20 protein-coding genes, 1 tRNA gene and 1 pseudogene are annotated in these 20,878 nt (G+C 66.0%); 5 read left to right on the top strand and 17 right to left on the bottom strand.

What is annotated here, in order from left to right; genetic code table 11:
- Positions 1-4: 4 nt before the first annotated feature.
- The 7 genes and pseudogenes from QE444_RS22000 to QE444_RS21975 form a co-directional block, all read right to left on the bottom strand.
- The gene (locus tag QE444_RS22000) at positions 5-898 is read right to left on the bottom strand and encodes an SDR family oxidoreductase (protein WP_187980282.1); all 894 of its coding nucleotides are present in this window, start codon (positions 896-898) and stop codon (positions 5-7) included.
- 364 nt (positions 899-1,262) lie between these two features.
- Positions 1,263-1,517 carry a hypothetical protein gene (locus tag QE444_RS21995; RefSeq protein ID WP_133861354.1) on the bottom strand — a complete coding sequence of 85 codons (255 nt, stop codon included), beginning with the start codon at positions 1,515-1,517 and terminating at the stop codon, positions 1,263-1,265.
- Between the two features lie 166 nt (positions 1,518-1,683).
- Entirely contained in the window at positions 1,684-2,514 is an 831-nt protein-coding gene (locus QE444_RS23725; protein WP_405046489.1) for a methyl-accepting chemotaxis protein, read from the bottom strand.
- A 27-nt stretch (positions 2,515-2,541) separates the two neighbouring features.
- Positions 2,542-3,324 (bottom strand): annotated as a pseudogene (locus QE444_RS23720) (MCP four helix bundle domain-containing protein); the annotation flags it as partial.
- A 109-nt stretch (positions 3,325-3,433) separates the two neighbouring features.
- Complete coding sequence (locus QE444_RS21985; protein WP_273861757.1) at positions 3,434-4,375, bottom strand: Gfo/Idh/MocA family protein; 942 nt, start codon at positions 4,373-4,375, stop codon at positions 3,434-3,436.
- Between the two features lie 66 nt (positions 4,376-4,441).
- On the bottom strand, positions 4,442-5,515 hold the full coding sequence (locus QE444_RS21980) for a saccharopine dehydrogenase family protein (RefSeq protein WP_133861351.1): 1,074 nt from the start codon (positions 5,513-5,515) through the stop codon (positions 4,442-4,444).
- A gap of 325 nt (positions 5,516-5,840) precedes the next feature.
- Positions 5,841-7,001 carry a PQQ-dependent sugar dehydrogenase gene (locus QE444_RS21975; RefSeq protein WP_285386510.1) on the bottom strand — a complete coding sequence of 387 codons (1,161 nt, stop codon included), beginning with the start codon at positions 6,999-7,001 and terminating at the stop codon, positions 5,841-5,843.
- A gap of 28 nt (positions 7,002-7,029) precedes the next feature.
- On the opposite strand from QE444_RS21975, the gene QE444_RS21970 reads away from it, so the two are divergent.
- Positions 7,030-7,500: a hypothetical protein gene (locus tag QE444_RS21970; protein WP_273861759.1), complete on the top strand. Its 471-nt coding sequence runs from the start codon at positions 7,030-7,032 to the stop codon at positions 7,498-7,500.
- A 10-nt stretch (positions 7,501-7,510) separates the two neighbouring features.
- Here QE444_RS21970 and sugE read toward each other — a convergent pair whose 3' ends face one another.
- The 4 genes from sugE to QE444_RS21950 all read right to left on the bottom strand — a co-directional run bounded on the left by sugE (position 7,511) and on the right by QE444_RS21950 (position 9,048).
- Positions 7,511-7,828 carry a quaternary ammonium compound efflux SMR transporter SugE gene (gene sugE / locus QE444_RS21965; RefSeq protein ID WP_133861349.1) on the bottom strand — a complete coding sequence of 106 codons (318 nt, stop codon included), beginning with the start codon at positions 7,826-7,828 and terminating at the stop codon, positions 7,511-7,513.
- 174 nt (positions 7,829-8,002) lie between these two features.
- Positions 8,003-8,389 (bottom strand): hypothetical protein, encoded by a 387-nt coding sequence (locus tag QE444_RS21960; RefSeq protein WP_273861760.1) that lies wholly within the window; start codon positions 8,387-8,389, stop codon positions 8,003-8,005.
- A 100-nt stretch (positions 8,390-8,489) separates the two neighbouring features.
- Complete coding sequence (locus QE444_RS21955; RefSeq protein WP_273861761.1) at positions 8,490-8,720, bottom strand: hypothetical protein; 231 nt, start codon at positions 8,718-8,720, stop codon at positions 8,490-8,492.
- A gap of 251 nt (positions 8,721-8,971) precedes the next feature.
- A tRNA-Arg gene (locus QE444_RS21950) sits at positions 8,972-9,048 on the bottom strand.
- A gap of 342 nt (positions 9,049-9,390) precedes the next feature.
- Here QE444_RS21950 and gabD point away from each other — a divergent pair.
- From gabD to QE444_RS21935, 3 genes are all read left to right on the top strand, one after another.
- Positions 9,391-10,839 (top strand): NADP-dependent succinate-semialdehyde dehydrogenase, encoded by a 1,449-nt coding sequence (gabD, locus tag QE444_RS21945; RefSeq protein ID WP_273861762.1) that lies wholly within the window; start codon positions 9,391-9,393, stop codon positions 10,837-10,839.
- A 220-nt stretch (positions 10,840-11,059) separates the two neighbouring features.
- Positions 11,060-12,340: a 4-aminobutyrate--2-oxoglutarate transaminase gene (gene gabT, locus QE444_RS21940; protein ID WP_273861763.1), complete on the top strand. Its 1,281-nt coding sequence runs from the start codon at positions 11,060-11,062 to the stop codon at positions 12,338-12,340.
- Between the two features lie 113 nt (positions 12,341-12,453).
- Entirely contained in the window at positions 12,454-13,650 is a 1,197-nt protein-coding gene (locus QE444_RS21935) for an HDOD domain-containing protein (RefSeq protein WP_309741694.1), read from the top strand.
- Here QE444_RS21935 and QE444_RS21930 read toward each other — a convergent pair.
- The 6 genes from QE444_RS21930 to oscA all read right to left on the bottom strand — a co-directional run bounded on the left by QE444_RS21930 (position 13,647) and on the right by oscA (position 19,376).
- Positions 13,647-15,110, bottom strand: coding sequence for a methyl-accepting chemotaxis protein (locus QE444_RS21930; protein ID WP_405046488.1), 1,464 nt, complete (start codon positions 15,108-15,110; stop codon positions 13,647-13,649). The genes QE444_RS21935 and QE444_RS21930 overlap by 4 nt on opposite strands.
- Positions 15,111-15,340: 230 nt before the next feature.
- Entirely contained in the window at positions 15,341-16,309 is a 969-nt protein-coding gene (locus QE444_RS21925) for a sulfate/molybdate ABC transporter ATP-binding protein (RefSeq protein WP_187980271.1), read from the bottom strand.
- Between the two features lie 6 nt (positions 16,310-16,315).
- The gene (gene cysW / locus QE444_RS21920) at positions 16,316-17,182 is read right to left on the bottom strand and encodes a sulfate ABC transporter permease subunit CysW (RefSeq protein ID WP_158891769.1); all 867 of its coding nucleotides are present in this window, start codon (positions 17,180-17,182) and stop codon (positions 16,316-16,318) included.
- Positions 17,183-17,192: 10 nt separating this feature from the next.
- Positions 17,193-18,005, bottom strand: a complete 813-nt coding sequence (gene cysT / locus QE444_RS21915) for a sulfate ABC transporter permease subunit CysT (protein WP_133861341.1) — start codon at positions 18,003-18,005, stop codon at positions 17,193-17,195.
- A gap of 106 nt (positions 18,006-18,111) precedes the next feature.
- Complete coding sequence (locus tag QE444_RS21910) at positions 18,112-19,113, bottom strand: sulfate ABC transporter substrate-binding protein (protein ID WP_285386503.1); 1,002 nt, start codon at positions 19,111-19,113, stop codon at positions 18,112-18,114.
- Between the two features lie 77 nt (positions 19,114-19,190).
- Positions 19,191-19,376, bottom strand: a complete 186-nt coding sequence (oscA, locus tag QE444_RS21905) for a sulfur starvation response protein OscA (RefSeq protein ID WP_133861339.1) — start codon at positions 19,374-19,376, stop codon at positions 19,191-19,193.
- Between the two features lie 250 nt (positions 19,377-19,626).
- On the opposite strand from oscA, the gene desA reads away from it, so the two are divergent.
- Complete coding sequence (desA, locus tag QE444_RS21900) at positions 19,627-20,820, top strand: delta-9 fatty acid desaturase DesA (RefSeq protein ID WP_133861338.1); 1,194 nt, start codon at positions 19,627-19,629, stop codon at positions 20,818-20,820.
- The last annotated feature ends 58 nt before the right edge of the window (positions 20,821-20,878 follow it).

The following is a 20,878-nucleotide window of genomic DNA, read 5'->3' as shown; positions in this document are numbered from 1 at the left end:
GCCGTCAGCCCATGCCTCCGGTGGCGCCATAGACCTCACCGGTCACATAGCTCGACTCCTGGGAGGCCAGCAGTACATAGATGGGCGCCAGTTCCGCCGGCTGCCCGGGACGCTTGAACACCGTCTCGCCGCCGAAGGTGGGGATCTTCTCCTGGGGCTGACCACCGCTGGGCTGCAGCGGCGTCCAGAAGGGACCGGGGGCTACGGCATTGACGCGGATGCCCTTGCTGGCGACCTGCTTGGCCAGCGCCTTGGTGAAGTTGGTGATGGCCGCCTTGGTCGAGGCGTAGTCCAGCAGGAATTCCGAGGGCTGGGTGGCCTGGATCGAGGTGGTGTTGATGATGGCGGCGCCAGCCGGCAGGTGCGGCAGCGCGGCCTTGCACAGCCAGAACAGGGCGTAGACGTTGGTCTTGTAGGTAGCGTCGAACTGCTCGGTGGTCAGCTCGGCGATGTCCTGCACGGCGGTCTGCTTGCCAGCCACATTGACCAGGATGTCGAGGCCACCCAGGGCCTCCTTGGCCTTGCTCACCAGTTGGGTGCAGAAGGCTTCGTCCTTCAGGTCACCGGGAACGCAGACGGCCTTGCGACCCTCGGCTTCCACCAGCTTGACCACTTCCTGGGCGTCGGCCTCTTCCTCGGGCAGGTAGTTGAGCACCAGATCGGCACCCTCCCGAGCGTAGGCGATGGCCGTGGCCCGACCGATTCCCGAATCCGCGCCGGTGATCAGCGCCTTGCGCCCGGCCAGGCGACCGAAGCCCTTGTAGCTGGCCTCGCCATGATCGGGGCGCGGTTCCATGGCCTGGGCCAGACCCGGGGCCTGCTGGGGCTGCTTGGCAAATTCCGGCTGGGGATACTGGGTAAGGGGGTTCTGCATGCTGTACTGGTTGTCGCTGGACATGACATCTCCTGAAGGGGGCCAAAAGGCGCCCGTTTGGCATCTTTTCGATGACGTTCAAGGAAATGGAGCGACAAGTTACGTAAGAGGTTCCCACCGATCGGCGACGGATGTAGCGGGCCGGACGGCGTTCTTGCCTGACTTCAACCCATGTCTATGCCTTTTCCGGCTTGGCCTGGCGTCCAATGACGGGGAGAAGGGAAGGGCTCTTCGGCAGGAGCGATCGTCGTGATGGCGAAGAGCGCGAAAGTGGCCGCGCTGGCGGCCCTGTTGTGCTTGCCCGGGTACTGGCTGTTCATACCGCCGCCCGGTGGTGGAGGCCATGCTGGTGGCCCGAGATAGAGAGAATCGCGCTAGCCGTTCTGCCTCAGGCGTCGAGTGGCTCCAGCCGCAGGGCTACGCCAGTTCGCTGCAGGGTAAGGATATCCGCGTCGCGACAGCCGATCAGCTGGCCCTCGGCGGTGCGCAACTGGTCATCTTCCAGCTGCGCATAGGACTGCGGTTGCTTTCCATCGCCCGCGACCATGATGTAAAGCTGCCCACACAGCAATTGCCCAGCCAGACGACCATCGTCCAGGCCGATCAGGCGGTAGCTGCGGCGGGCATCGTAGGTAAAGCGCATGGGAGCATCCATTCAGGTCTTTCTGTTCAGAACCGCGCTGGCACACAATGTTCAATTCCGAACATCGGCGCGTCACGTCGGCAGACCCATGGCCGCGCGGGAAGCCTGCCACTCGCTGCGGCGAGGGCAGGCTGACCGCCGGTCGGAAGGTCCCCTGGGTGGCCGATCAGTAACGGAATTGCGCCACCAGGCTCTGGAAGGAGGTGGCCAGTCGCGACAGCTCCTGGCTGGAGGCGGCCGTCTGCTGGGCCCCGGTAGCAGTCTGGGTGGACAGGTCCTGGATGTTGACCAGATTGCGATCCACTTCGCGGGCGACCTGGGCCTGCTCTTCGGCGGCACTGGCGATCACCAGGTTGCGCTCCTCGATCTGGGCGACCCCGGCGGCGATGCGGTCCAGGGCTTCACCGGCCCGATTGGCGCGCGCCTGGGTGCTGTCGGCCAGGGACTGGCTCTTGTGCATGGCGCCCACCGCTTCCTCGGCGCTGCTGCGCACGGCGCTCATCATGCGTTCGATCTCGCCGGTGGACCCCTGAGTGCGATGGGCCAGGGCACGGACCTCGTCCGCCACCACGGCGAAGCCGCGGCCCTGTTCGCCTGCCCGGGCGGCTTCGATGGCGGCATTGAGCGCCAGCAGGTTGGTCTGCTCGGCGATCCCGCGGATCACCTCCAGCAATTTGCCGATCTCGCGCACCTGGCCTTCCAGGGTCTGCACCTTCTGGGTCGAGTCGGTGATCTCGCCGGTCATCACCGCCATGGCCTGGGCGGCCTGCTGCACCTGCTCGCGACCCTGCTGGGCTTCGCGGCTGGTGTCCTGGGAGGCGGTGGAGGTGGAGGCGGCATTACGCGCCACCTCTTCCACCGCGGCGGTCATCTGGTTGACTGCAGTGGCAGCCTGCTGCACCTCGTCGTGCTGGCGGACCTGGCCACGCGAACTCTCCTCGGTCACCGCGTGCAATTCCTCGGCAGCCGCGGCGAGCTGGCTGGAGGCACCGGCCATCTGCTGCACGGTGTCTTTCAGGCTCCGCTGCATGCCGCCGAGGGCCTGCAGCAGCTGGCCGACTTCGTCGCGGCGACTGCTCTGGATCGGCTGGGTCAGATCGCCCTGGGCGACGCGCTCGGCGCTGCCCACCGCCTGGCGGATGGGCGAAACGATCAGGCGCGTGATGACGATGCTCAGCGCCAGGGCACAGAGCGTGGCCAGCAGCAGCCCCAGGCCGAGTGCCCAGACCGCTTTCTGGTAGGCAGCATGCGCGGCGTCGCCGGCTTCGGCGCTCTGGCGCTTGTTGGACTGAATCATGATCTTGAACGAGGCCATGGTTTTGCGGTAGGTGGGTTGCACCTGCTCGTTCAACAGCTTGGCGGCACCGGCTACGTCCTTGGCGGCCAGTCGCGCCAGGATGGCGTCGGTACCGGCGATATAGCTCTTCCAGTCCTGCTCGAAGGCATCACCGGCCTGCTTTTCATCGGCCTGCAGCGGCGTGGTGCGATAGGCGGCGAAGGGTTTTTCGGCATCGGCCTGGTTGTCGCGCAGAGAGGTGATGACGGTCTGGAGTTCGCTCTGGGGTGCCTCGCCGTAGGCCATGGACAGCACGCGGAACAGATCGCGGTTGTGGCCGATGACATTGCTCTTGGCATCGTTGAGCAGGCTGATGGAGAGCAGCGTGTCGCCCAGCACGTTATCCAGCTGGGCGTTGACGCTGCGGATACCGCTGAAGCCGACGGCGCCGATGCCCAGGGTGATGGCCGTGCACAGGCCAAAGGCCATGGCGAGTTTCTTCGCCAGTGCCAGATTGTTGAACCAGACCATGGAGCCTTCCTTTCTGCGAGGTGGGTATCAGCCAAGTTGCGCTGGATACCCTCGCTATCGGCACCAACAGTCCGACCTTTAGGTGGGGCCGGAGCGTTCGATTCCGCCTTCAACCGCGTCCATAGAGGCTATCAAGCAGCCGATTGGCCCTCAGGGCATCCGCCAGACCGGCCAGTTCCGGTCGCGGTTGGCCGAGCAGTTGGTCGAACACCGCCTGGGCGCCCTGGGGCACGCCGGGGTCCACGCCCTCGGCCAGCACCTGGCGATTGCCCTTGGCGTCGTGCAGCACCAGGCGCCCCGCGGAAAGCTCCAGGGTTCCCTCGCTACCGTCCAGACGAATGGCCAGCCGCGGACCGCGCAGGGTAGCGCTGGCGCGCAGATGAATCGGCAGATCACCGGCCTGGAGCAAGGCCTCGCCGCCATGATCCAGCGGCCAGCGCGGATCGCGGTCCAGTCGGCTATGGACGACCGTCAGGGCCTCACCGCATAGCCAGGCGCTGAAATCCAGCAGGTGCACGGCCAGGTCGCCAAAGGCGCCATAGCCCATGCGGCGCTCGTCCAGATGCGCCGGCCAATCGCTGAGCCAGCCCTCCAGCAGGCCCGGATGGCCGGCGGTCAGTGACAGGTGGCTGAGGCTACCGATGGCACCGTCCCGCGCCCGCTGGCGCAACAGCTGCAGGGCCGGGTCGGTGCGCAGATAGAAGCCGCTGAAGCAGGAACGCCCGGCGAGCTGATCGGCCAGGGCCGAGGCGCGGGCTGCCGAGACGGCCAGCGGCTTTTCCACGAACAGGTGCCGAGCGCGCGGGAGCAGGGCGGTCACCGCCGCCTCGTGATCCTCGATGGAGGTGGTGACGAAGGCCAGGTCCACCTCGGGCACCCGGGCGAAGTCATCCACTACCGGCAGACCCTGAGGGGTAGCGAGGCGCCGGGCGCGGGCGGGATCGCGTTCGCTGGCCACCGCCACTACCCGCACGCGCGGATCGACCAGGCTGGTGTCCAGATAGTCCTGGGCGTGGATCTGTTCGCAACCGACGATGGCGACGCTGAGCATGACGAGGGGTCCTCCAACGGTAACTGTTCCGTTATGGACCCCTGGTCTACCGCTAAGCTTCCCCGATCAGACCGGCTGGTAGGCCTTGCCGAAACGGTTGGCCAGGAAGGCCTCCATGTCCACCTGCTCCTGGGCGATGAAGCCGCGCTGCGGCAGCTTGCCTTCGCGGAACAGATCCAGGGCGGTGCAGATGCCGGCGGCGGTAGTGATCTGGATGGCGCTGGTCAGGCGACCGTCGCGCTCGGCGGCAAAGATCTTGCGGCTGAACACCTCCTGCACCAGCTTGCCGCCACGCATCCCGCTGACGGTGACGAACACCAGCACCACGTCCTGCATGGTGGTGGGCACGGCGCCGCGCAGGATGTTCTTGAGCTGCTCCTGGTCACCGGCCAAGCGCAGGTCTTCCAGCAGGAACTTCATCAGGTCACGGTGACCGGGATAGCGCACGGTCTTGTAGTCCAGGGTTTCCACCTGGCCCTGCAGCGTCTCGCAGAGGGTGCCCAGGCCGCCCGAGGTGTTGAAGGCCTCGTATTCCACGCCGTCCAGGGAAAAGTGTTCCAGGCCTTCCAGCGGCTGCACCAGTTGCAGCTCGCCGTTGCGCACGGCTTCGCAGGGGTGGCAGTACTCGTTGACCAGGCCGTCGACGCTCCAGGTCAGGTTGTACTTCAGGGCATTGGTGGGGAATTCCGGCAGGGCGCCGACACGCATCTTCACCTCGCGCACGCTGTCGAAGCGCTTGGCCAGGGAGTGCGCGGCGATACCGATGAAGCCGGGTGCCAGACCGCACTGGGGCATGAAGGCATTGCTCGCGCCCTCGGCCAGTTGGCGGATGGTCTTGGTCGCCTTCACGTCTTCGGTCAGGTCGAAATAGTGGGTGTTGGTGGCCTTGGCCGCCTGGGCCACCGGAATCGCCAGATGATAGGGCAGGGCATTGAGCACTACGTCCTGATCGTCCAGGGCCGCCGCCAGAGCGCTGGCGTCGGCGGTATCCAGGGTCCGGGTCTGCACGCCCAGGGCGGCGATGGCTGCCAGGGCGCGCTCGTCGCGATCCGCCACCGTCACCTGGTAGTCGCCACTGGCGTGCAGCAATTGCGAAATGGTGTAGCCGATATGGCCGGCGCCGAGCAGGGTGACTTTCATGGCGGGATCCTCCGTGGTTGAGGCTCCAGCTTAGAAAGCGGCGCTGTCAGATGTGAGCGTCAGAGCGTCGAATCGTTGTGCTTTATTTGACGAAACAACGGAGTATTCGTCGTTTCGACGAGACGGCTCGCGGCTTACCCGAGTTGCCGCCCCAACAGGCTATCGATGTCTCCGTAGGTTGGGTTGAGACGGCTCTATCGTCGAAGCCCAACATGGCGAGCCCCGAGGCGATGTTGGGCTTCGCTGCGCTCAACCCAACCTACCGCGCACCGGCATGGCCGCGACTGGCGCTGTATAGGATCGGCACCACGGCTGTACTCACTACCTACCTCGGCACTACCCGCAACAGCTGGCCCTCCTGACCATCGGTGAGCAGCCAGAGATTGCCGTCCGGGCCGCTGCGCACCTCGCGCAGACGCTGGTCCAGTTCCTGGAACAGCAGCTCCTGCGGACCAGGCATACCCTCAACCAGCGGTATCCGCCGCACCGACTTCTCCCGCAGCGCCGCCACGAACAGACTGCCGCGCCAGGCGGGGAAGCCTTGGCCGTCGTACCAAGTCATGCCCGCGGGCGCGATCGACGGCGTCCATTCCAGCAGCGGTGGGGTGATGCCCGGCAACTCGCGAAAGGGCGAGATGCGCGCGCCGGTGTAGTCCACGCCGCCGGTGGTCAGCGGCCAGCCATAGTTGGCACCGGCGCGGATCAGATTGAGTTCGTCGCCGCCCTTGGAGCCGTGCTCGTGCTCGTACAGCGCCTGGCGCTCGGGCACCCAGACCAGGCCCTGGGGATTGCGATGGCCGAGGCTGTAGATCTCCGGCAGGGCGCCGGGTCGCTTGATGAAGGGGTTGTCCGCCGGCACCTGGCCGTCGCGGGTGATGCGCACGATCTTGCCCAGATGGGTATCCAGTCGCTGGGCATCGGTGCGCTCGACGTTGCCGTCGCCCAGGGCGATGGCCAGGGTGCCGTCGCCGAGCAGGGCCATCCGCGCCCCGAAGTGCTGCCCGAAGGCCTTGGCCGGCTGGCTGGTGAACAGCGGTTGGACGTCCTGCAGGCGTCCGCCGTCCAGCCGGGCGCGCACCACCTTCAAATGATTGGCCTGGCGCGTGCCGGTCGCATGGGAGAGATAGATGAATTGGTTGTGAGCGAAATCCGGGTCTGGCAGCACCTCGAACAGACCGGCCTGGCCTTCGGTATAGAGCTCGGGCAGTCCGCTCACGGCTTCCGCCTGCAGCCTGAGGCGGCCGGCACCGTCCGGTACCAGCAGCCGCAAGCGCCCGGTGCCCTCGGTCAGGAGCGCCCGGCCATCGGGCAGGAAGGCCAGCGACCAGGGTCTATCCAGCCCGGTCGCCACCGTCTCGATCCGGTAGGTCGGCGCCGCCAGCGCCAGCGGAACCGCCAGCAGGGCCAGCCATGCCAGCCAGGCCCAGCGGCCGGAAGCTTTAGGTAACGCTTGAGGTCTGTTCCGGGTACCCGCTTTCGCTAGCATCTGCCTCTCTCCAAGGGATTTTCCGACCATGCCCCAACCGCTCTGGCGCGCCCTGTTGCAACCGCGCACCCTGCTGGCGTTCGCCGCGGCCCTGCTGCTGACCACCGCCTGGGGCAGCCTGGTGCAGACCCAATACAACCTGGCCGCCCTCCAGGGACTCGGCCAGCCGATCGACCTGGCCACGCGCGGGCGCACCTCGCTGGATGATCTGCTGGGCTTCGGACCCGTCTATGCCGCCATCGTGCTCGCCGCTTGGTTACCAGCCTTTGCCGCGGCCCTCTGGCTGGGTCGTCATGGCGGTACCTATCGCGCCTGCCTGCTGCCGCTGGCCAGCAGCCTCAGCCTGATCGCCGCCATCCGCCTGATCGACGCCTTCGCGCCCATGCCGGTGCTTATCTACGCCACGCGCACCCTGGAAGGGCTGCTGGCGATGGCCGTGGGTGGGTTGCTTGGCGGGCTGCTGTTCATCTGGCTGGCGCGCTCGGTGCTCCCGCGCTAGGGGAGGGCGCTCAGGACGAGGTCAGCTTCATCAGCACCAGCCCGCTGACGATCAGCGCGGCGGCCAGGATGCGCAGCGGACTCGCCGCCTCGCCCAGCACCAGGATGCCGACCATGAAGGCACCCACCGCGCCGATACCGGTCCAGATCGTATAGGCGGTGCCCAGCGGCAAGCTGCGCATGGAGATCGACAGCAGCGCCACGCTGGCCACCATGGCGCCCCCGGTGATGATCGTCGGCGTGAGGCGGGTGAAGCCCGCGGATTGCTTCATGTAGAACGCCCAGACCACCTCGAGCAGTCCCGCGCACACCAGATAGAACCAAGCCAACGACGGCCTCCTGTAAAACCGGGCCGTCCCGGAACGCTGCCCACCGATCGCCGGGGTCGTCCCCGGGGGCCAAGAGAAGAGGGCGGCAAGCTGCCTTACCACCTGATCGATACCGTTATCCTAGCCGTTCATGGCCGCGCCTTTCGACCCAGCCTGGTCAGGCGCACCCGTCCGCTAGCGCGGCTGGCAGATTTGCGTGGCGATCCCGTCGAATTCCCGATCGAAACTGGCGCGTTCGGCCGCGCTGAGAAAGCCCTGCTGCCTGACCAGGTCATCGGTCTGGCTACGCACCGCGGCGATGCGTTCGCTGAAGGCCGTCGCCTGCTCCTGACTGATCCGCCGCGCCTTGCGCGCCGTGCTCACATCCGCCAACAGCACATTGGCCCGCATCGAGACATGCGCCTGCCGCGGATCCGTGATCGATCCGCCCCGTTCGCCCGGCACGGCGCGCTGTTCTGCCAGATTGCAGCTCGGCAGGCCGAGGTCGTCCTGCCGAACCGGCTCCCGGGTACAGGCGCCCAAGGCGAGGGGCAGCAGCAACAGGGGAATCAGGGATTTCATCCAGGTCTCCTCGGGGTGGCCGTAGTGGAGACCTTGAGAGCCCGGTTCGGGCGCTTCGTTCAAGCCGGGCTCTGCGCCAGGCCTTGGCAAAGTCCTGAGGCTAGTCGTCTCGCCGCGCCTGCCGTTCCAGCGCCGCCAGCTGCAGCCGCGCCCCTTCGGCCACCGGGCCCCTGCCGACCGCACTGCTCTGCAGCAGCGACAGATTCAGGGCGTGAGCAGCTGCCTCTATCCCTGGACGGATGGCATGGCCGGCCTGGGCCAGGGCGGTGTCTTCGGTCAGGAGCGGAGCGGCGAGAAAAAGGGTGACCGAGCTGGTCAGGAGGTATCTCATGAGGCGTCCTTGCGAGGTGATCCCAGGGTATCGGCATCCGGCCGGCTGGTTGGAGCGGGTCTAGGGGCAGAGCTTAGATCAGAATCGCGAGTGGGGTAGTGATAATGGTCAGAGAAATCACGCCGGCAATCTGGCGAAGGTCCTTTCACGAACGGTCTGTGCATCTTGGAAAGGCTTGAGCGACAGCCAGAAACAGCAAAGCCCGCGCGATGGCGGGCTTTGCTGAGGTTCACGCGACGGTGAACGGGAGATGGCGCACTCGGCGGGATTCGAACCCACGACCCCTGCCTTCGGAGGGCAGTACTCTATCCAGCTGAGCTACGAGTGCAGCGATTCGGTGACGCTGAATCGGTCGCCATCATACTCACCTTGCCCCCGACCGTCCATGCCCGGATGCACGATGTTGTTGATTTTGAACGACTGTTTCGCGGGGCGTAGCAAGGGCTGCATAAACAAGGAGGAGGGCGACGCGAAAACCTGGCTAGCGCTCTTGCGCAGGGGTTCAGGATTCTCCTAGGATGCGTTCAATATTTCGAACGCCTAGGGCGGTTCGGACGTTGCTCGAGCGGGCGCTGAACGGTGGCGATGCCAGCGTTTCCAGGCCTGACCCTATCGCAGGCGCAGGGGTGTCATGCCCTTGCTTCCGGCCCTTTCAGCCAAGGAGACCGTAATGCAGCTCAAAGACGCTTCCCTGTTTCGCCAGCAAGCCTATGTCGACGGCGCCTGGATCGACGCCGACAGCGGTGCCACCGTCAAGGTGGACAACCCGGCCACCGGCGAGACCCTGGGCACCATTCCCAAGCTCGGTCGCGCCGAGACCAAACGTGCCATCGACGCCGCCAACCGCGCCCTGCCGGGCTGGCGCGCGCTGACCGCCAAGGAGCGTTCGGCCAAGCTGCGGCGCTGGTACGAGCTGATGATCGAGAACCAGGACGACCTGGGCCGGCTGATGACCCTGGAGCAGGGCAAGCCGCTGGCCGAGGCCAAGGGCGAGATCGCCTATGCCGCCTCCTTCATCGAGTGGTTCGCCGAAGAAGCCAAGCGCATCTATGGCGATACCATCCCCGGCCACCAGGCCGACAAGCGCATCCTGGTGATCAAGCAGCCCATCGGCGTCACCGCCGCCATCACGCCGTGGAATTTCCCCACCGCGATGATCACCCGCAAGGCCGGTCCGGCCCTGGCCGCCGGCTGCACCATGGTCATCAAGCCCGCCAGCCAGACCCCGTACTCGGCACTGGCCCTGGTCGAGCTGGCCGAGCGCGCCGGCATTCCCAAGGGCGTGCTGAGCGTGGTCACCGGCTCCGCCGCCGAAATCGGCGCCGAGCTGACCGAAAGCCCCATCGTGCGCAAGATCTCCTTTACCGGCTCCACCGAGATCGGTGCCAAGCTGATGGAGCAGAGCGCGCCCACCATCAAGAAGCTGTCGCTGGAACTGGGCGGCAACGCGCCCTTCATCGTCTTCGACGACGCCGATCTGGACAAGGCCGTGGAAGGCGCCATCGCCTCCAAGTACCGCAACGCTGGCCAGACCTGCGTCTGCGTCAACCGCCTCTATATCCAGGACGGTGTCTACGACGCCTTCGCCGAGAAATTCAAGGCCGCGGTGGCCAAGCTCAAGGTCGGCAACGGCCTGGAAGAGGGCGTGACCATCGGCCCGCTGATCGACGCCAAGGCGGCGGCCAAGGTCAAGGAACACATCGACGACGCCGTGAGCCAGGGCGCCAGGGTCATCGCCGGGGGCAAGGCCCACGCCAACGGCGGCAGCTACTTCGAGCCGACCATCCTCGCCGACGTGCCCAGGAGCGCCAAGGTGTCCAAGGAAGAGACCTTCGGCCCGCTGGCGCCGCTGTTCCGCTTCAAGGACGAGGCCGAGGTCATCGAGCTGGCCAACGACACCGAATTCGGCCTGGCCTCCTACTTCTATGCCCGCGACCTGTCCCGCGTGTTCCGCGTGGCCGAGGCGCTGGAGTACGGCATGGTCGGCATCAACACCGGCCTGATCTCCAACGAAGTCGCACCCTTTGGTGGCGTCAAGGCTTCGGGCCTGGGCCGCGAGGGCTCCAAGTACGGCATCGAGGACTACCTCGAGATCAAGTACCTCTGTCTGGGCGTCTGATCCCGTTCGGTGGGCTTCGCTACGCTTAGCCCAACCTACCTATATCGTAGGTTGGGCTGAGACGGCTCCATCGTCGAAGCCCAACGGGGCCCGCCGATCCAAAGATTTCTCCCGGCGCGGACGCCGGGCCGTTGGCAGTCGATCATCGTATGCTGCCCGGAATCCGGTCCGCGCCTTTCCCGTAGCCGGCCGCCACGATGAGCGGCCATCGAGGACTGCAATGAGCCACACCAATGATTCCCTGATGCACCGTCGCAGCGCAGCCGTCGCCCGTGGCGTCGGCCAGACCCACCCGATCTTCGTCGACCGTGCGGAGAACGCCAAGGTCTGGGACGTAGAGGGCAATGAATTCCTGGACTTCGCCGGCGGCATCGCCGTGCTCAACACCGGCCACCTGCATCCGCGCGTGGTGGCGGCCGTGCAGGAGCAGCTGACCAAGGTCTCCCACACCTGCTTCCAGGTGCTGGCCTACGAGCCCTATGTCGAGGTCTGCGAAAAGCTCAACGAACTGGTGCCGGGCAACTTCCCGAAAAAGACCGCACTGTTCAACTCCGGCTCCGAAGCCGTGGAGAATGCCGTCAAGATCGCCCGCGCCGCCACCCAGCGCGCCGGCGTCATCGCCTTCTCCAGCGCCTATCACGGCCGCACCATGATGACCCTGTCGCTGACCGGCAAGGTCGCGCCCTATTCGGCCGGCATGGGCCTCATGCCCGGCGGCGTCTATCGCGCGCTCTATCCCTGCGAACTGCATGGCATCAGCGTCGATGACGCCATCGCCAGCGTCGAGCGCATCTTCAAGAACGATGCGGCCCCTGGCGACATCGCGGCCATCATCCTCGAGCCGGTGCAGGGCGAGGGCGGTTTCTATGCCGCGCCCAAGGCATTCATGCAGCGCCTGCGCAAGCTGTGCGATACCCACGGCATCCTGCTGATCGCCGATGAAGTCCAGTCCGGCGCCGGTCGTACCGGGACCTTCTTCGCCATGGAGCAGATGGGCGTCGACGCCGACCTGGTGACCTTCGCCAAATCCATCGCCGGCGGTTTCCCGCTGTCGGGCGTGACCGGTCGCGCCACGGTGATGGATGCCGTCACCCCCGGTGGCCTGGGTGGCACCTATGCCGGCAGCCCCATCGCCTGCGCCGCGGCCCTGGCGGTGATCGAGACCTTCGAGGAAGAAAAGCTGCTGGACCGCTCCAAGGCCGTGGGTGAGCGCCTCACCGCGGGTCTGCGCGAACTGGCCGCCAAGCACGCGCAGATCTGCGACGTCCGTGGCCTGGGCGCCATGATCGCCATGGAGCTGGGCAAGGAAGGCGACATCGAGCAACCCGATGCCGAGCTGACCAGCCAGATCGTGGTCCGCGCGCGCCAGAAGGGGCTGATCCTGCTCAGCTGCGGCAGCTACGGCAACGTGCTGCGCATCCTCGTGCCCCTGACCGCCAGCGACGAAGAGCTGGATCGCGGCTTGGCCATTATCGGCGAGTGCTTCGCCGAATTGGCCTGAGTCCTACCCGAACCGCCCTCCTGGAGGGCGGTTTTTCTGTGACACGCTTGGCATAAAGTCCGCTTTGACGCATCATCCGCCGCTTCGCTTTCCTCAAGCAGGAGTGGGTTGGGATGCCGCCCCTGATACTTATCGTCGACGCCAATCCCTGGACCCGTGACCTGCTCAAGTCACTGGTGCTGGCCGTGCGTGCCGATGCCCTGGTGCATGAATACGGCCATGGCTATCAGGCCCTTGCCGAACTGGATCAACGCAAGAGATGTGCGCTGATCATCGTCGAGCGACCGGCCGATTGCGATGGACTCGACCTGCTGCGCCGCATCCGCCAGCGCGGCGCCCAGCCGCTGCAGCCGGTGATCCTGCTGTCCGAACAGGCTGACGCCGCCTATGTACGCGCGGCCCTGCGCCTGGCGCCTACCGCCTATCTGGTCAAACCCTATGCGGCGGAAGAGGTGTTGCGTCGTCTGCGCAGTCTGTTGCCACCCGCGGGAGACGCGTCTCAGGCGGCCAGTGCTGCCGTCCTGGGCTCCCTGGACGATCATCTGCAGCGCATGGCCGCCGAAATCGACGCCGTGCCGCTGTTCGCCGATCTGCCGGCCATCATCGAGCGCTGTCGCGAGAGCGAGAGCTGCAGCCTGGGCGAGCTGGAAACCGAATTCGGCCAGGATCCCCTGGTCACGGCGACCCTGATCGCGGCGGCCAACAGCGCTTCCCAGCGCGTCGGCCAATCCTGCCAGACCCTCAGCCAGGCCCTGCCGCGGCTGGGCGTCGGCTTCACCCTCAATCTGGTCTTGGGCCTGAGCCTGCGGCGGGCGACCCGTCTGGCCGAGCCGTTGCTGGCCGGACGCGCCGAGGGCTACCTGCGCCTTGCCCAGCGCGCTGCCGACTGCGCCCGGCTGCTGGCGCTGCGCTATGTGCGCGAAGACGCCGAGCGTTGCTACACCGCCGGCCTGCTGCATCGCCTGGGTGAACTGGCGGTGCTGCAAGGCGTGCAGCGCTGGTGCGACGGGGGTGGCGTTATCGATGAGGCCGCGCTGGAGCGCGCGCTGCTGAGCTACAGCCTGGAGTTTTCCGCGGAATTGCAGCGGCACTGGCGGCTACCACTGGAGTTGCGCGAGCTGGTGGCCGCGGTGCACAGCCTGCACGGCGTGCTGCCCAAGCCGTCGCTGATCCTGCACCTGGCGGCGCAGGCGGCGAATCCCGCCCCGGGCGAGTCCGTCGAAGCCCTGCTGGAGCACAAGGCCGGGCGCATGCTCGGGCTGGAGGCGGCGGTCTGGCAGCTGGCCGTCACCCAGCTCAAGCTGGGCTAGCGCGCGTTGTCGGGGCGATAGCCCAGGCGCAGTCCGCCCCAGTGCCGGCCGTTCACCAGGATCGGTACCGAGAGGTCGTGCATCACCTCGCCGGTGTCTCTCATGTAGGTCTGCAACAGCAGGCGGCGCTGATGGCTGCCGCAGCGCTTGCCGGTGCGATCGCTGAAGAGGCGCTTGCTACGACTGCGCGCCGTATCCACCGCCACGTCGCCGGTAGGTGCCTGGGCGAAGGCGCGGTTGTGGGTGGGCACATAGCCTTCCGGGGTACAGGCGATGGCGAAGACCAGACCGGGATGCTGATCCAGCAGCGGTTCCTGGATCGCCGGTAGCACGCCATCGGTATAGCTGTCGAAACGGGTGCGGTACTTGGCCGGCTGACTGCCGGGCACGGGCTGGTACTGGCGGTCGAAGAGGGCGTCCTGGGTGATGCGCCCGGCGGCCAGGTCTTCCTCGAAGCGCCGGCCGATGGCATCCGCGCCCTGGCGCGCCAGTTCGAAGATGCGCTGGTGATAGCTGTCCAGGCCGACCTCGGCCAGGCGTTCGCTGCTGGCTTCGGCCATGTCCACCAGTTCGTCGGCGGCGCCGCTGAGCCGGCTGGTCTGGCGCTCGCTGTCGGCCAGATCGCGGTGCACCTGCTCCACCGCCTGGGCCAGGCTTTCCAGCTGGGCGAGATTGGCCGAGGTGCCCTGGGCGATATCCGCGGCCTGGCGCTCGGCGGTCTGCGCCAGCTGGGCGATCTCCTGCAGGCCTTCGCCGGTTCGCTCGACCTGGCGCACGCCGTCGTCCAGCGCCTGGGCCAGTTGCTGGATCTGCGCCACCACGGCGTCGGTCTGCTGGCTGACGTCGGCGACAATCAGCCCCACCTCGCCGGTTGCGCTGGAGGTCCGCGCCGCCAGGCCCCGGACCTCGTCGGCGACCACCGCGAAGCCGCGCCCGTGTTCCCCGGCGCGTGCGGCCTCGATGGCGGCATTGAGCGCCAGCAGGTTGGTCTGGCTGGCGATACCCTGGATGACCTCAGTGACCTGCTGGATCTTGTCGGTGCGGGCACTCAGGCCGGCGATCAGTTCGCGGCTCTGGCGGGCGTGCTCGCTGAGGGCGCGGATGGCGGCGATCGCCGTATTCAGGGCGTCCTGGCCGGCCTCGCTGCGCTGGTGCACCTGCTGCGCCACCGCCAGGGCCTGGCGGGCGCTGCCGGCGCTGTCATGCTCGGTCTGGGTGAGGGCAGCGGCGCTGCTGGAAATCTGCGCGGCCGTGCTGGCCTGGGATTGCACCCGGGCCGCCAGTTGCTGGGCGGCAAAGGCCACACCGGCGATGGCCACGGCGTTGCGCGCCGTGCTGCGCGAGAGATCGCTGGTCAGCTCGTCGAAGGACGAGGCGGGCGCGGGCGGCGCTGCGGCCTTGCGCAGCAGCAACCAGGGCCAGAGGGCAGCGGCGAGCACCAGTCCCACGCCGGCGGCCATGGGTAGCGCCAGCCACTGCCAGAGCAGCAGCGCGGCCACGAGGAGGGCCAGGTGAAGCGACAACACGACGGGCCAGCGCCTGGGCATGCGACCTCCTTGTTATTCTGCTCGATCGAGGACGAAGTGTGACGGGTGTCAGTTTCGTCGATCATGGAGCCCGCTTTCCGGAGGTTGCAACCGCTGTCTGGTCCTGGCGGCTACGACTTTGGTCTTAGCCGCCGGCGACGGACTCAGGGCGTACGCGGCAGGAAATGCAGCGGCGCACCCCGTTGCAGCCCAGCCAGCACCGGGTGGTCCCTGACCAGCTCCACCTCGATCACCTCGGTCTGCTCCGGCACTTTCAGGGTGACCCGGGTGGTGGCGCCCAGCGGCCGGATGTCGCGTACTTCGGCGGCGTGATAACCCGCTCGCGGCTCACGCTCCAGCTCCACCTCGTGCGGACGGAACAGCACCTCCTGCTCGCCCAGGGCCAGGCGGTTGGAGTCACCGAGGAAGTGATAGACGAAGTCGCTCGCCGGCTGTTCGTAGACCTCGACGGGCGAGCCGACCTGCTCGATCTGGCCCTTGTTCATCACCACGATGCGATCGGCCACTTCCATGGCTTCTTCCTGGTCGTGGGTGACGAACACCGAGGTCAGATGGATCTCTTCGTGCAGCCGTGCCAGCCAGCGGCGCAGCTCCTTGCGCACCTTGGCATCCAGGGCGCCGAAGGGTTCGTCGAGCAGCAGGATCTTGGGCTCCACCGCCAGGGCGCGGGCCAGGGCGATGCGCTGGCGCTGACCACCGGAGAGTTGCTCGGGATAGCGATCGGCCAGCCAGTCGAGCTGCACCATGTTCAGCAGCTCGTGCACCTTGCTGGTAATCTGCGCCTCGCTCGGCCGCTCGCGGCGCGGCTTCATGCGCAGGCCGAAGGCCACGTTGTCGAACACCGTCATGTGGCGGAACAGTGCGTAATGCTGGAAGACGAAGCCGACGTTGCGATCGCGCACGTCACGCCCGGAGACGTCTTCGCCATGGAAGCCGATATTGCCGGTATCCGGCGCTTCCAGGCCGGCGATGATGCGCAGCAGGGTGGTCTTGCCGCAGCCCGAGGGGCCGAGCAGGGCGACCAGCTCGCCACTCTCGATGTGCAGGTTGATGTCCTTGAGCGCCTGGAAGGCGCCAAACCTCTTGTTGATACCCTGGATCTCGATACTCATGGCGCCTTATTCCTCATCACGGTGCTGCAGTTGGCGGCTCAGGCGACTCTCGCTCCACTGCCGCAGCAGCAGGATCACCAGGGCCATCATCAGCAGCAGGATCGCCACGCTGAAGGCGGCGACGATGTTGTATTCGTTGTAGAGAATCTCGATGTGCAACGGCAGGGTGTTGGTCAGGCCGCGGATATGGCCGGAGACCACCGACACCGCTCCGAACTCGCCCATGGCCCGCGCGGTGCAGAGCACCACGCCATAGATCAGTGCCCACTTCACGTTGGGCAGGGTCACGTGCCAGAACAGTTGCCAGCCACTGGCGCCCAGCAGGCGCGCCGCTTCTTCTTCCTGGGTACCCTGTTCCTGCATCAGCGGGATCAGTTCGCGGGCCACATAGGGAAAGGTGACGAAGATCGTCGCCAGCACGATGCCGGGCACGGCGAAGACGATCTGCACATCGACGCTCTGCAGGTAAGGACCCATCAATCCCTGGGCGCCGAACAGCAGCACATAGATGAGACCGGCGATCACCGGCGAGACCGAGAAGGGCAGGTCGATCAGGGTGATCAGCAGACTCTTGCCGGTGAACTCGAACTTGGTCACGCACCAGGCCGCGGCCAGGCCGAAGGCCAGATTCAGGGGCACCGAGATGGCGGTGGCGAACAGCGTCAGCTTGAGCGCCGAGATCGCATCCGGTTCGCTGATGGCGTCCCAGAAGGCGCCGATGCCGTTGGCCAGGCCCTGGCTCAGCACCATGTACAGCGGCAGCACCAGGACCAGCAGGAAGATCAGCCAGGCGCTGGCGATCAGCGCGATGGCCACCGGGGTGCGCTGCTTGCTGGCGCGCGCATCGGCCTTGGTCGAAGTCATGAGGCTCATGCGGTCGGCCTTAGATGTTGGGCTGGATGCGCCGCTGCAGGATATTGATCAGCAGCAGCATGACAAAGGACACCAGCAGCATGAACACGCCGATGCCGGTGGCACCGGTGTAGTCGTACTGGTCCAGCTTGGAGACGATGAGCAGCGGCAGGATCTCGGTCTTGAACGGAATGTTGCCGGCGATGAACACCACCGAGCCGTACTCGCCCACGCCGCGGGCGAAGGCCAGGGCGAAACCGGTCAGCCAGGCCGGCAGCAGGGTCGGCACCAGCACGTAGCGGAACACCTGCCAGGGGCGCGCGCCCAGGCAGGTGGCGGCTTCCTCGATTTCCTTGGGAATGTCCGCCAGTACCGGCTGCAGGGTGCGCACCACGAAGGGGAGGGTGACGAAGATCAGCGCCAGGGTGATGCCGATCGGGGTATAGGCGATCTTGAAGGGAAACAGCGAACCTATCATGCCGTTGGGCGCATAGAGCGCGGTCAGGGCGATGCCGGCCACCGCGGTGGGCAGGGCGAAGGGCAGGTCGACCATGGCATCGATCAGCTTGCGCCCGGGAAACTCGTAGCGCACCAGCACCCAGGCCAGCAGGGTGCCGAGGATGCCGTTGACCAGGGCGGCGAGCAGGGCCGTGCCAAAGGACAGCTGCAGCGCGGCCAGCACCTGGCGCCCGGTGATCAGCGACCAGAACTGCCCGAGGGTCAGCTGGCTGGCATGGAGGAACATGGCGCCCAGCGGGATCAGCACGATCAGCGCGAGGTAGGTCAGGGAGAATCCCAGGGTCAACCCGAAGCCGGGTATGACCGGGGAGAGACGGCGAGACATGAGACGTCCTTCTGCAAGGCGCCCCGGCGATGCATTCGCCAGGGCGCAGTGGGGTGGAACGATACCTGTTCCGGGCCGGTCAGCGTGAGCCGTCCCGGCCGGGGCGCTATTTGTTGATGTCGGCGAAGATCTTGTCGAACACGCCGCCGTCGGCGAAGTACTTCGGCTGCGCTTCTTTCCAGCCGCCGAATTCCTGGTCGATGGTCACCAGCTTGACCGGCTTGAACTGATCCTTGAATTCCGCCGCCACCTTGGCATCGCGAGGGCGATAGAAATTCTGCGCGGCGATGCGCTGGCCTTCGGGGCTGTACAGATACTGCAGGTAGGCTTCGGCCTGCTTGCGCGTGCCCTTCTTGTCGACCACCTTGTCCACCACGGCCACCGGCGGCTCGGCCAGGATCGACAGCGACGGGGTGACGATCTCCAACTGGTCGCCGCCTTCTTCCTTGAGCGACAGATAGGCTTCGTTTTCCCAGGCGATCAAAACGTCGCCCAGCTGGCGCTGCACGAAGCTGATGGTGGCGCCGCGTGCGCCGGTATCGAGCACCGGAGCGTGGCGATAGAGTTCGGTAACGAACGTGAGCGCCTCGGCATCGCTGCCGTACTTGGCCTTGGCATAGGCCCAGGCGGCGAGGAAATTCCAGCGGGCGCCGCCAGAGGTCTTGGGATTGGGAGTAATGACCTGGACGTCCTTTTTCACCAGGTCATCCCAGTCCTTGATGCCCTTGGGATTGCCCTTGCGCACCAGGAAGACGATGGTCGAGGTGTAGGGGGTGCTGTTGTCCGCCAGACGCTTCTGCCAATTCGGGTCGACCAGCTGCTGGTGCAGATTGAGAGCATCGATGTCGCCGGACAGCGCCAGGGTCACCACGTCGGCTTGCAGCCCATCGATCACCGAGCGCGCCTGCTTGCCGGAGCCACCATGGGAATTCTTGATGGTCACGTCTTCGCCGGTCTCGGTCTTCCAGTGCTTGGCGAAAGCGGCGTTGTACTGCTGGTAGAGCTCGCGGGTAGGATCGTAGGACACGTTGAGCAATTCAACGGCGTGGACCTGGGTGGCGAACAGGGCTCCGGCCAGCGCGGCCAGGGCGAAACGGCGAATCGACATGAAAAGGCTCCTTGACGTGAGAAAGCCGGACACCGTCTGGCGGGCACCTTGCCCGCTCGTCCGCTGACCGCGAGAACTCAGGGCTTGTTGGCTTGGCCGGTCTGAGGCCGAAATTTTTCCTTGCGCTCGATCTGCACCACCTGTCCGTTGTGCACGGTGATCTCGATGGCGCCGAATCTCAGTCCGCGCAAAGCCTGCTGGATATCGCGGAGCAGTGCGGTTTCGTCCTGGTTTTCCAGGCTGCGGAACGGAACGGAGCTCATGGGTGGCGTCCTCGTGTACAGCGGTGGGCGGGGAGGTGGCGCCATCTTAGGGGGCCGATCTTTATTTCTTAAAAGTGCTAATAATGCTTTGTTTATTCACTTTTAGAATTAGCAGTCTGTGAAGGACACGTTGTGTAGCAAAAGGGAGGGCTGGATTTATCGCCCACCCCGGCAATAATGCGCGAACGCCTGTTCACTGAACTTTCAGTGACAGTTGCACCACACAACCCGCGCGAGGTCCTCTGCGTCCATGAGCTACAACGGCCTGCTTGACCTGTCGGTCTGGCAACTGGTGGTGGTCACCCTGCTGCTGACCCACCTGACCATTGTCAGTGTCACCGTCTACCTACATCGCTACTCCGCCCACCGTTCGCTGGAGCTGCATCCCGCGCTCAGGCACGCCTTCCGCTTCTGGTTGTGGCTGACCACGGCGATGAATACCCGTGAGTGGACCGCCATTCACCGCAAGCACCACGCCAAGTGCGAAACCGAAGAGGACCCGCACAGCCCGGTGCACAAGGGCCTTGCCACCGTGGTGCGGCGCGGCGCCGAGCTGTACAAGGCCGAGGCGAACAACGCCGATACCCTGCGCATCTATGGCAAGAACTGCCCGGACGACTGGATCGAGCGCAAGCTCTACTCCAATCCGCGCACCCGCAATATGGGGGTGGTGCTGTTGCTGCTGATCGACATCGCCCTGTTCGGTGCCCTGGGTCTCACCGTCTGGGCCGTGCAGATGGTCTGGATTCCCTTCTGGGCCGCGGGTGTGGTCAATGGCCTGGGCCATGCCGTGGGCTATCGCAACTTCGAATGCCGCGATGCCGCCACCAACCTCATCCCCTGGGGCATCGTCATCGGTGGCGAAGAGCTGCACAACAACCACCACACCTATCCCAACTCGGCCAAGCTGTCGGTCAAGCGCTGGGAATTCGACATGGGCTGGGCCTGGATCAAGCTGTTCACCTGGCTGCGTCTGGCCAAGGTCAACCGTGTCGCCCCCATCGCCCACCGCATCGAAGGCAAGGGGCAGCTGGACATGGACACCGCCATGGCCATCCTCAACAACCGCTTCCAGATCATGGCCCAGTACCGCCAGCAGGTGATCGGCCCGCTGCTGCGGCAGGAGCGGGGCAGTGCGGCGCCCTCCCAGCGTCCGCTGTTCCGTCGCGCCCGGGGGCTGCTGGCCCGCGAGACCAGTCTGCTCAAGGCTCGCCATCAGGTGCGCATCGACGAACTGCTCGAGCACAGTCAGGCGCTGAAGCTGATCTACGAAAAGCGCCTGGCGCTGCAGCAGATCTGGGCGCGGACCAGCGCCAACGGCCACGACATGCTGGCCGCGACCCGGCAGTGGATCGGCGAAGCCGAAGCGAGCGGCATTCAGTCCCTGCGCGAATTCGCCGAACAGCTGAAAACCTATTCCCTGCGGCCGGCCGGAACTGCTTGAGAAAGGCTTCACAAAAGCCCACCGAAGCGGTGGGCTGCTCTATGCGGGGATTGAACCA

Origin of the sequence: Pseudomonas sp. SORGH_AS_0199, from assembly GCF_031453735.1 — a bacterium.
GTDB lineage: Bacteria > Pseudomonadota > Gammaproteobacteria > Pseudomonadales > Pseudomonadaceae > Chryseomonas > Chryseomonas aestiva.
The sequence above is the reverse complement of the archived record's forward strand: the minus strand, read 5'-3'. Positions and strand labels throughout refer to the sequence as shown.

Excerpts from the sequence above, each read along its gene's own strand:
- gabT (WP_273861763.1), top strand. The coding sequence starts at position 11,060 with ATGAGCCACACCAATGATTCCCTGATGCACCGTCGCAGCGCAGCCGTC.
- QE444_RS22000 (WP_187980282.1), bottom strand. The coding sequence starts at position 898 with ATGTCCAGCGACAACCAGTACAGCATGCAGAACCCCCTTACCCAGTAT.
- QE444_RS21975 (WP_285386510.1), bottom strand. The coding sequence starts at position 7,001 with ATGCTAGCGAAAGCGGGTACCCGGAACAGACCTCAAGCGTTACCTAAA.
- QE444_RS23725 (WP_405046489.1), bottom strand. The coding sequence starts at position 2,514 with ATGGCCGGTGCCTCCAGCCAGCTCGCCGCGGCTGCCGAGGAATTGCAC.
- desA (WP_133861338.1), top strand. The coding sequence starts at position 19,627 with ATGAGCTACAACGGCCTGCTTGACCTGTCGGTCTGGCAACTGGTGGTG.
- QE444_RS21985 (WP_273861757.1), bottom strand. The coding sequence starts at position 4,375 with ATGCTCAGCGTCGCCATCGTCGGTTGCGAACAGATCCACGCCCAGGAC.
- QE444_RS21930 (WP_405046488.1), bottom strand. The coding sequence starts at position 15,110 with ATGGCCGCCGGCGTGGGACTGGTGCTCGCCGCTGCCCTCTGGCCCTGG.
- QE444_RS21935 (WP_309741694.1), top strand. The coding sequence starts at position 12,454 with ATGCCGCCCCTGATACTTATCGTCGACGCCAATCCCTGGACCCGTGAC.
- QE444_RS21925 (WP_187980271.1), bottom strand. The coding sequence starts at position 16,309 with ATGAGTATCGAGATCCAGGGTATCAACAAGAGGTTTGGCGCCTTCCAG.
- QE444_RS21995 (WP_133861354.1), bottom strand. The coding sequence starts at position 1,517 with ATGCGCTTTACCTACGATGCCCGCCGCAGCTACCGCCTGATCGGCCTG.
- cysW (WP_158891769.1), bottom strand. The coding sequence starts at position 17,182 with ATGAGCCTCATGACTTCGACCAAGGCCGATGCGCGCGCCAGCAAGCAG.
- QE444_RS21960 (WP_273861760.1), bottom strand. The coding sequence starts at position 8,389 with ATGAAATCCCTGATTCCCCTGTTGCTGCTGCCCCTCGCCTTGGGCGCC.
- QE444_RS21955 (WP_273861761.1), bottom strand. The coding sequence starts at position 8,720 with ATGAGATACCTCCTGACCAGCTCGGTCACCCTTTTTCTCGCCGCTCCG.
- gabD (WP_273861762.1), top strand. The coding sequence starts at position 9,391 with ATGCAGCTCAAAGACGCTTCCCTGTTTCGCCAGCAAGCCTATGTCGAC.
- cysT (WP_133861341.1), bottom strand. The coding sequence starts at position 18,005 with ATGTCTCGCCGTCTCTCCCCGGTCATACCCGGCTTCGGGTTGACCCTG.
- QE444_RS21980 (WP_133861351.1), bottom strand. The coding sequence starts at position 5,515 with ATGAAAGTCACCCTGCTCGGCGCCGGCCATATCGGCTACACCATTTCG.
- QE444_RS21970 (WP_273861759.1), top strand. The coding sequence starts at position 7,030 with ATGCCCCAACCGCTCTGGCGCGCCCTGTTGCAACCGCGCACCCTGCTG.
- QE444_RS21910 (WP_285386503.1), bottom strand. The coding sequence starts at position 19,113 with ATGTCGATTCGCCGTTTCGCCCTGGCCGCGCTGGCCGGAGCCCTGTTC.
- oscA (WP_133861339.1), bottom strand. The coding sequence starts at position 19,376 with ATGAGCTCCGTTCCGTTCCGCAGCCTGGAAAACCAGGACGAAACCGCA.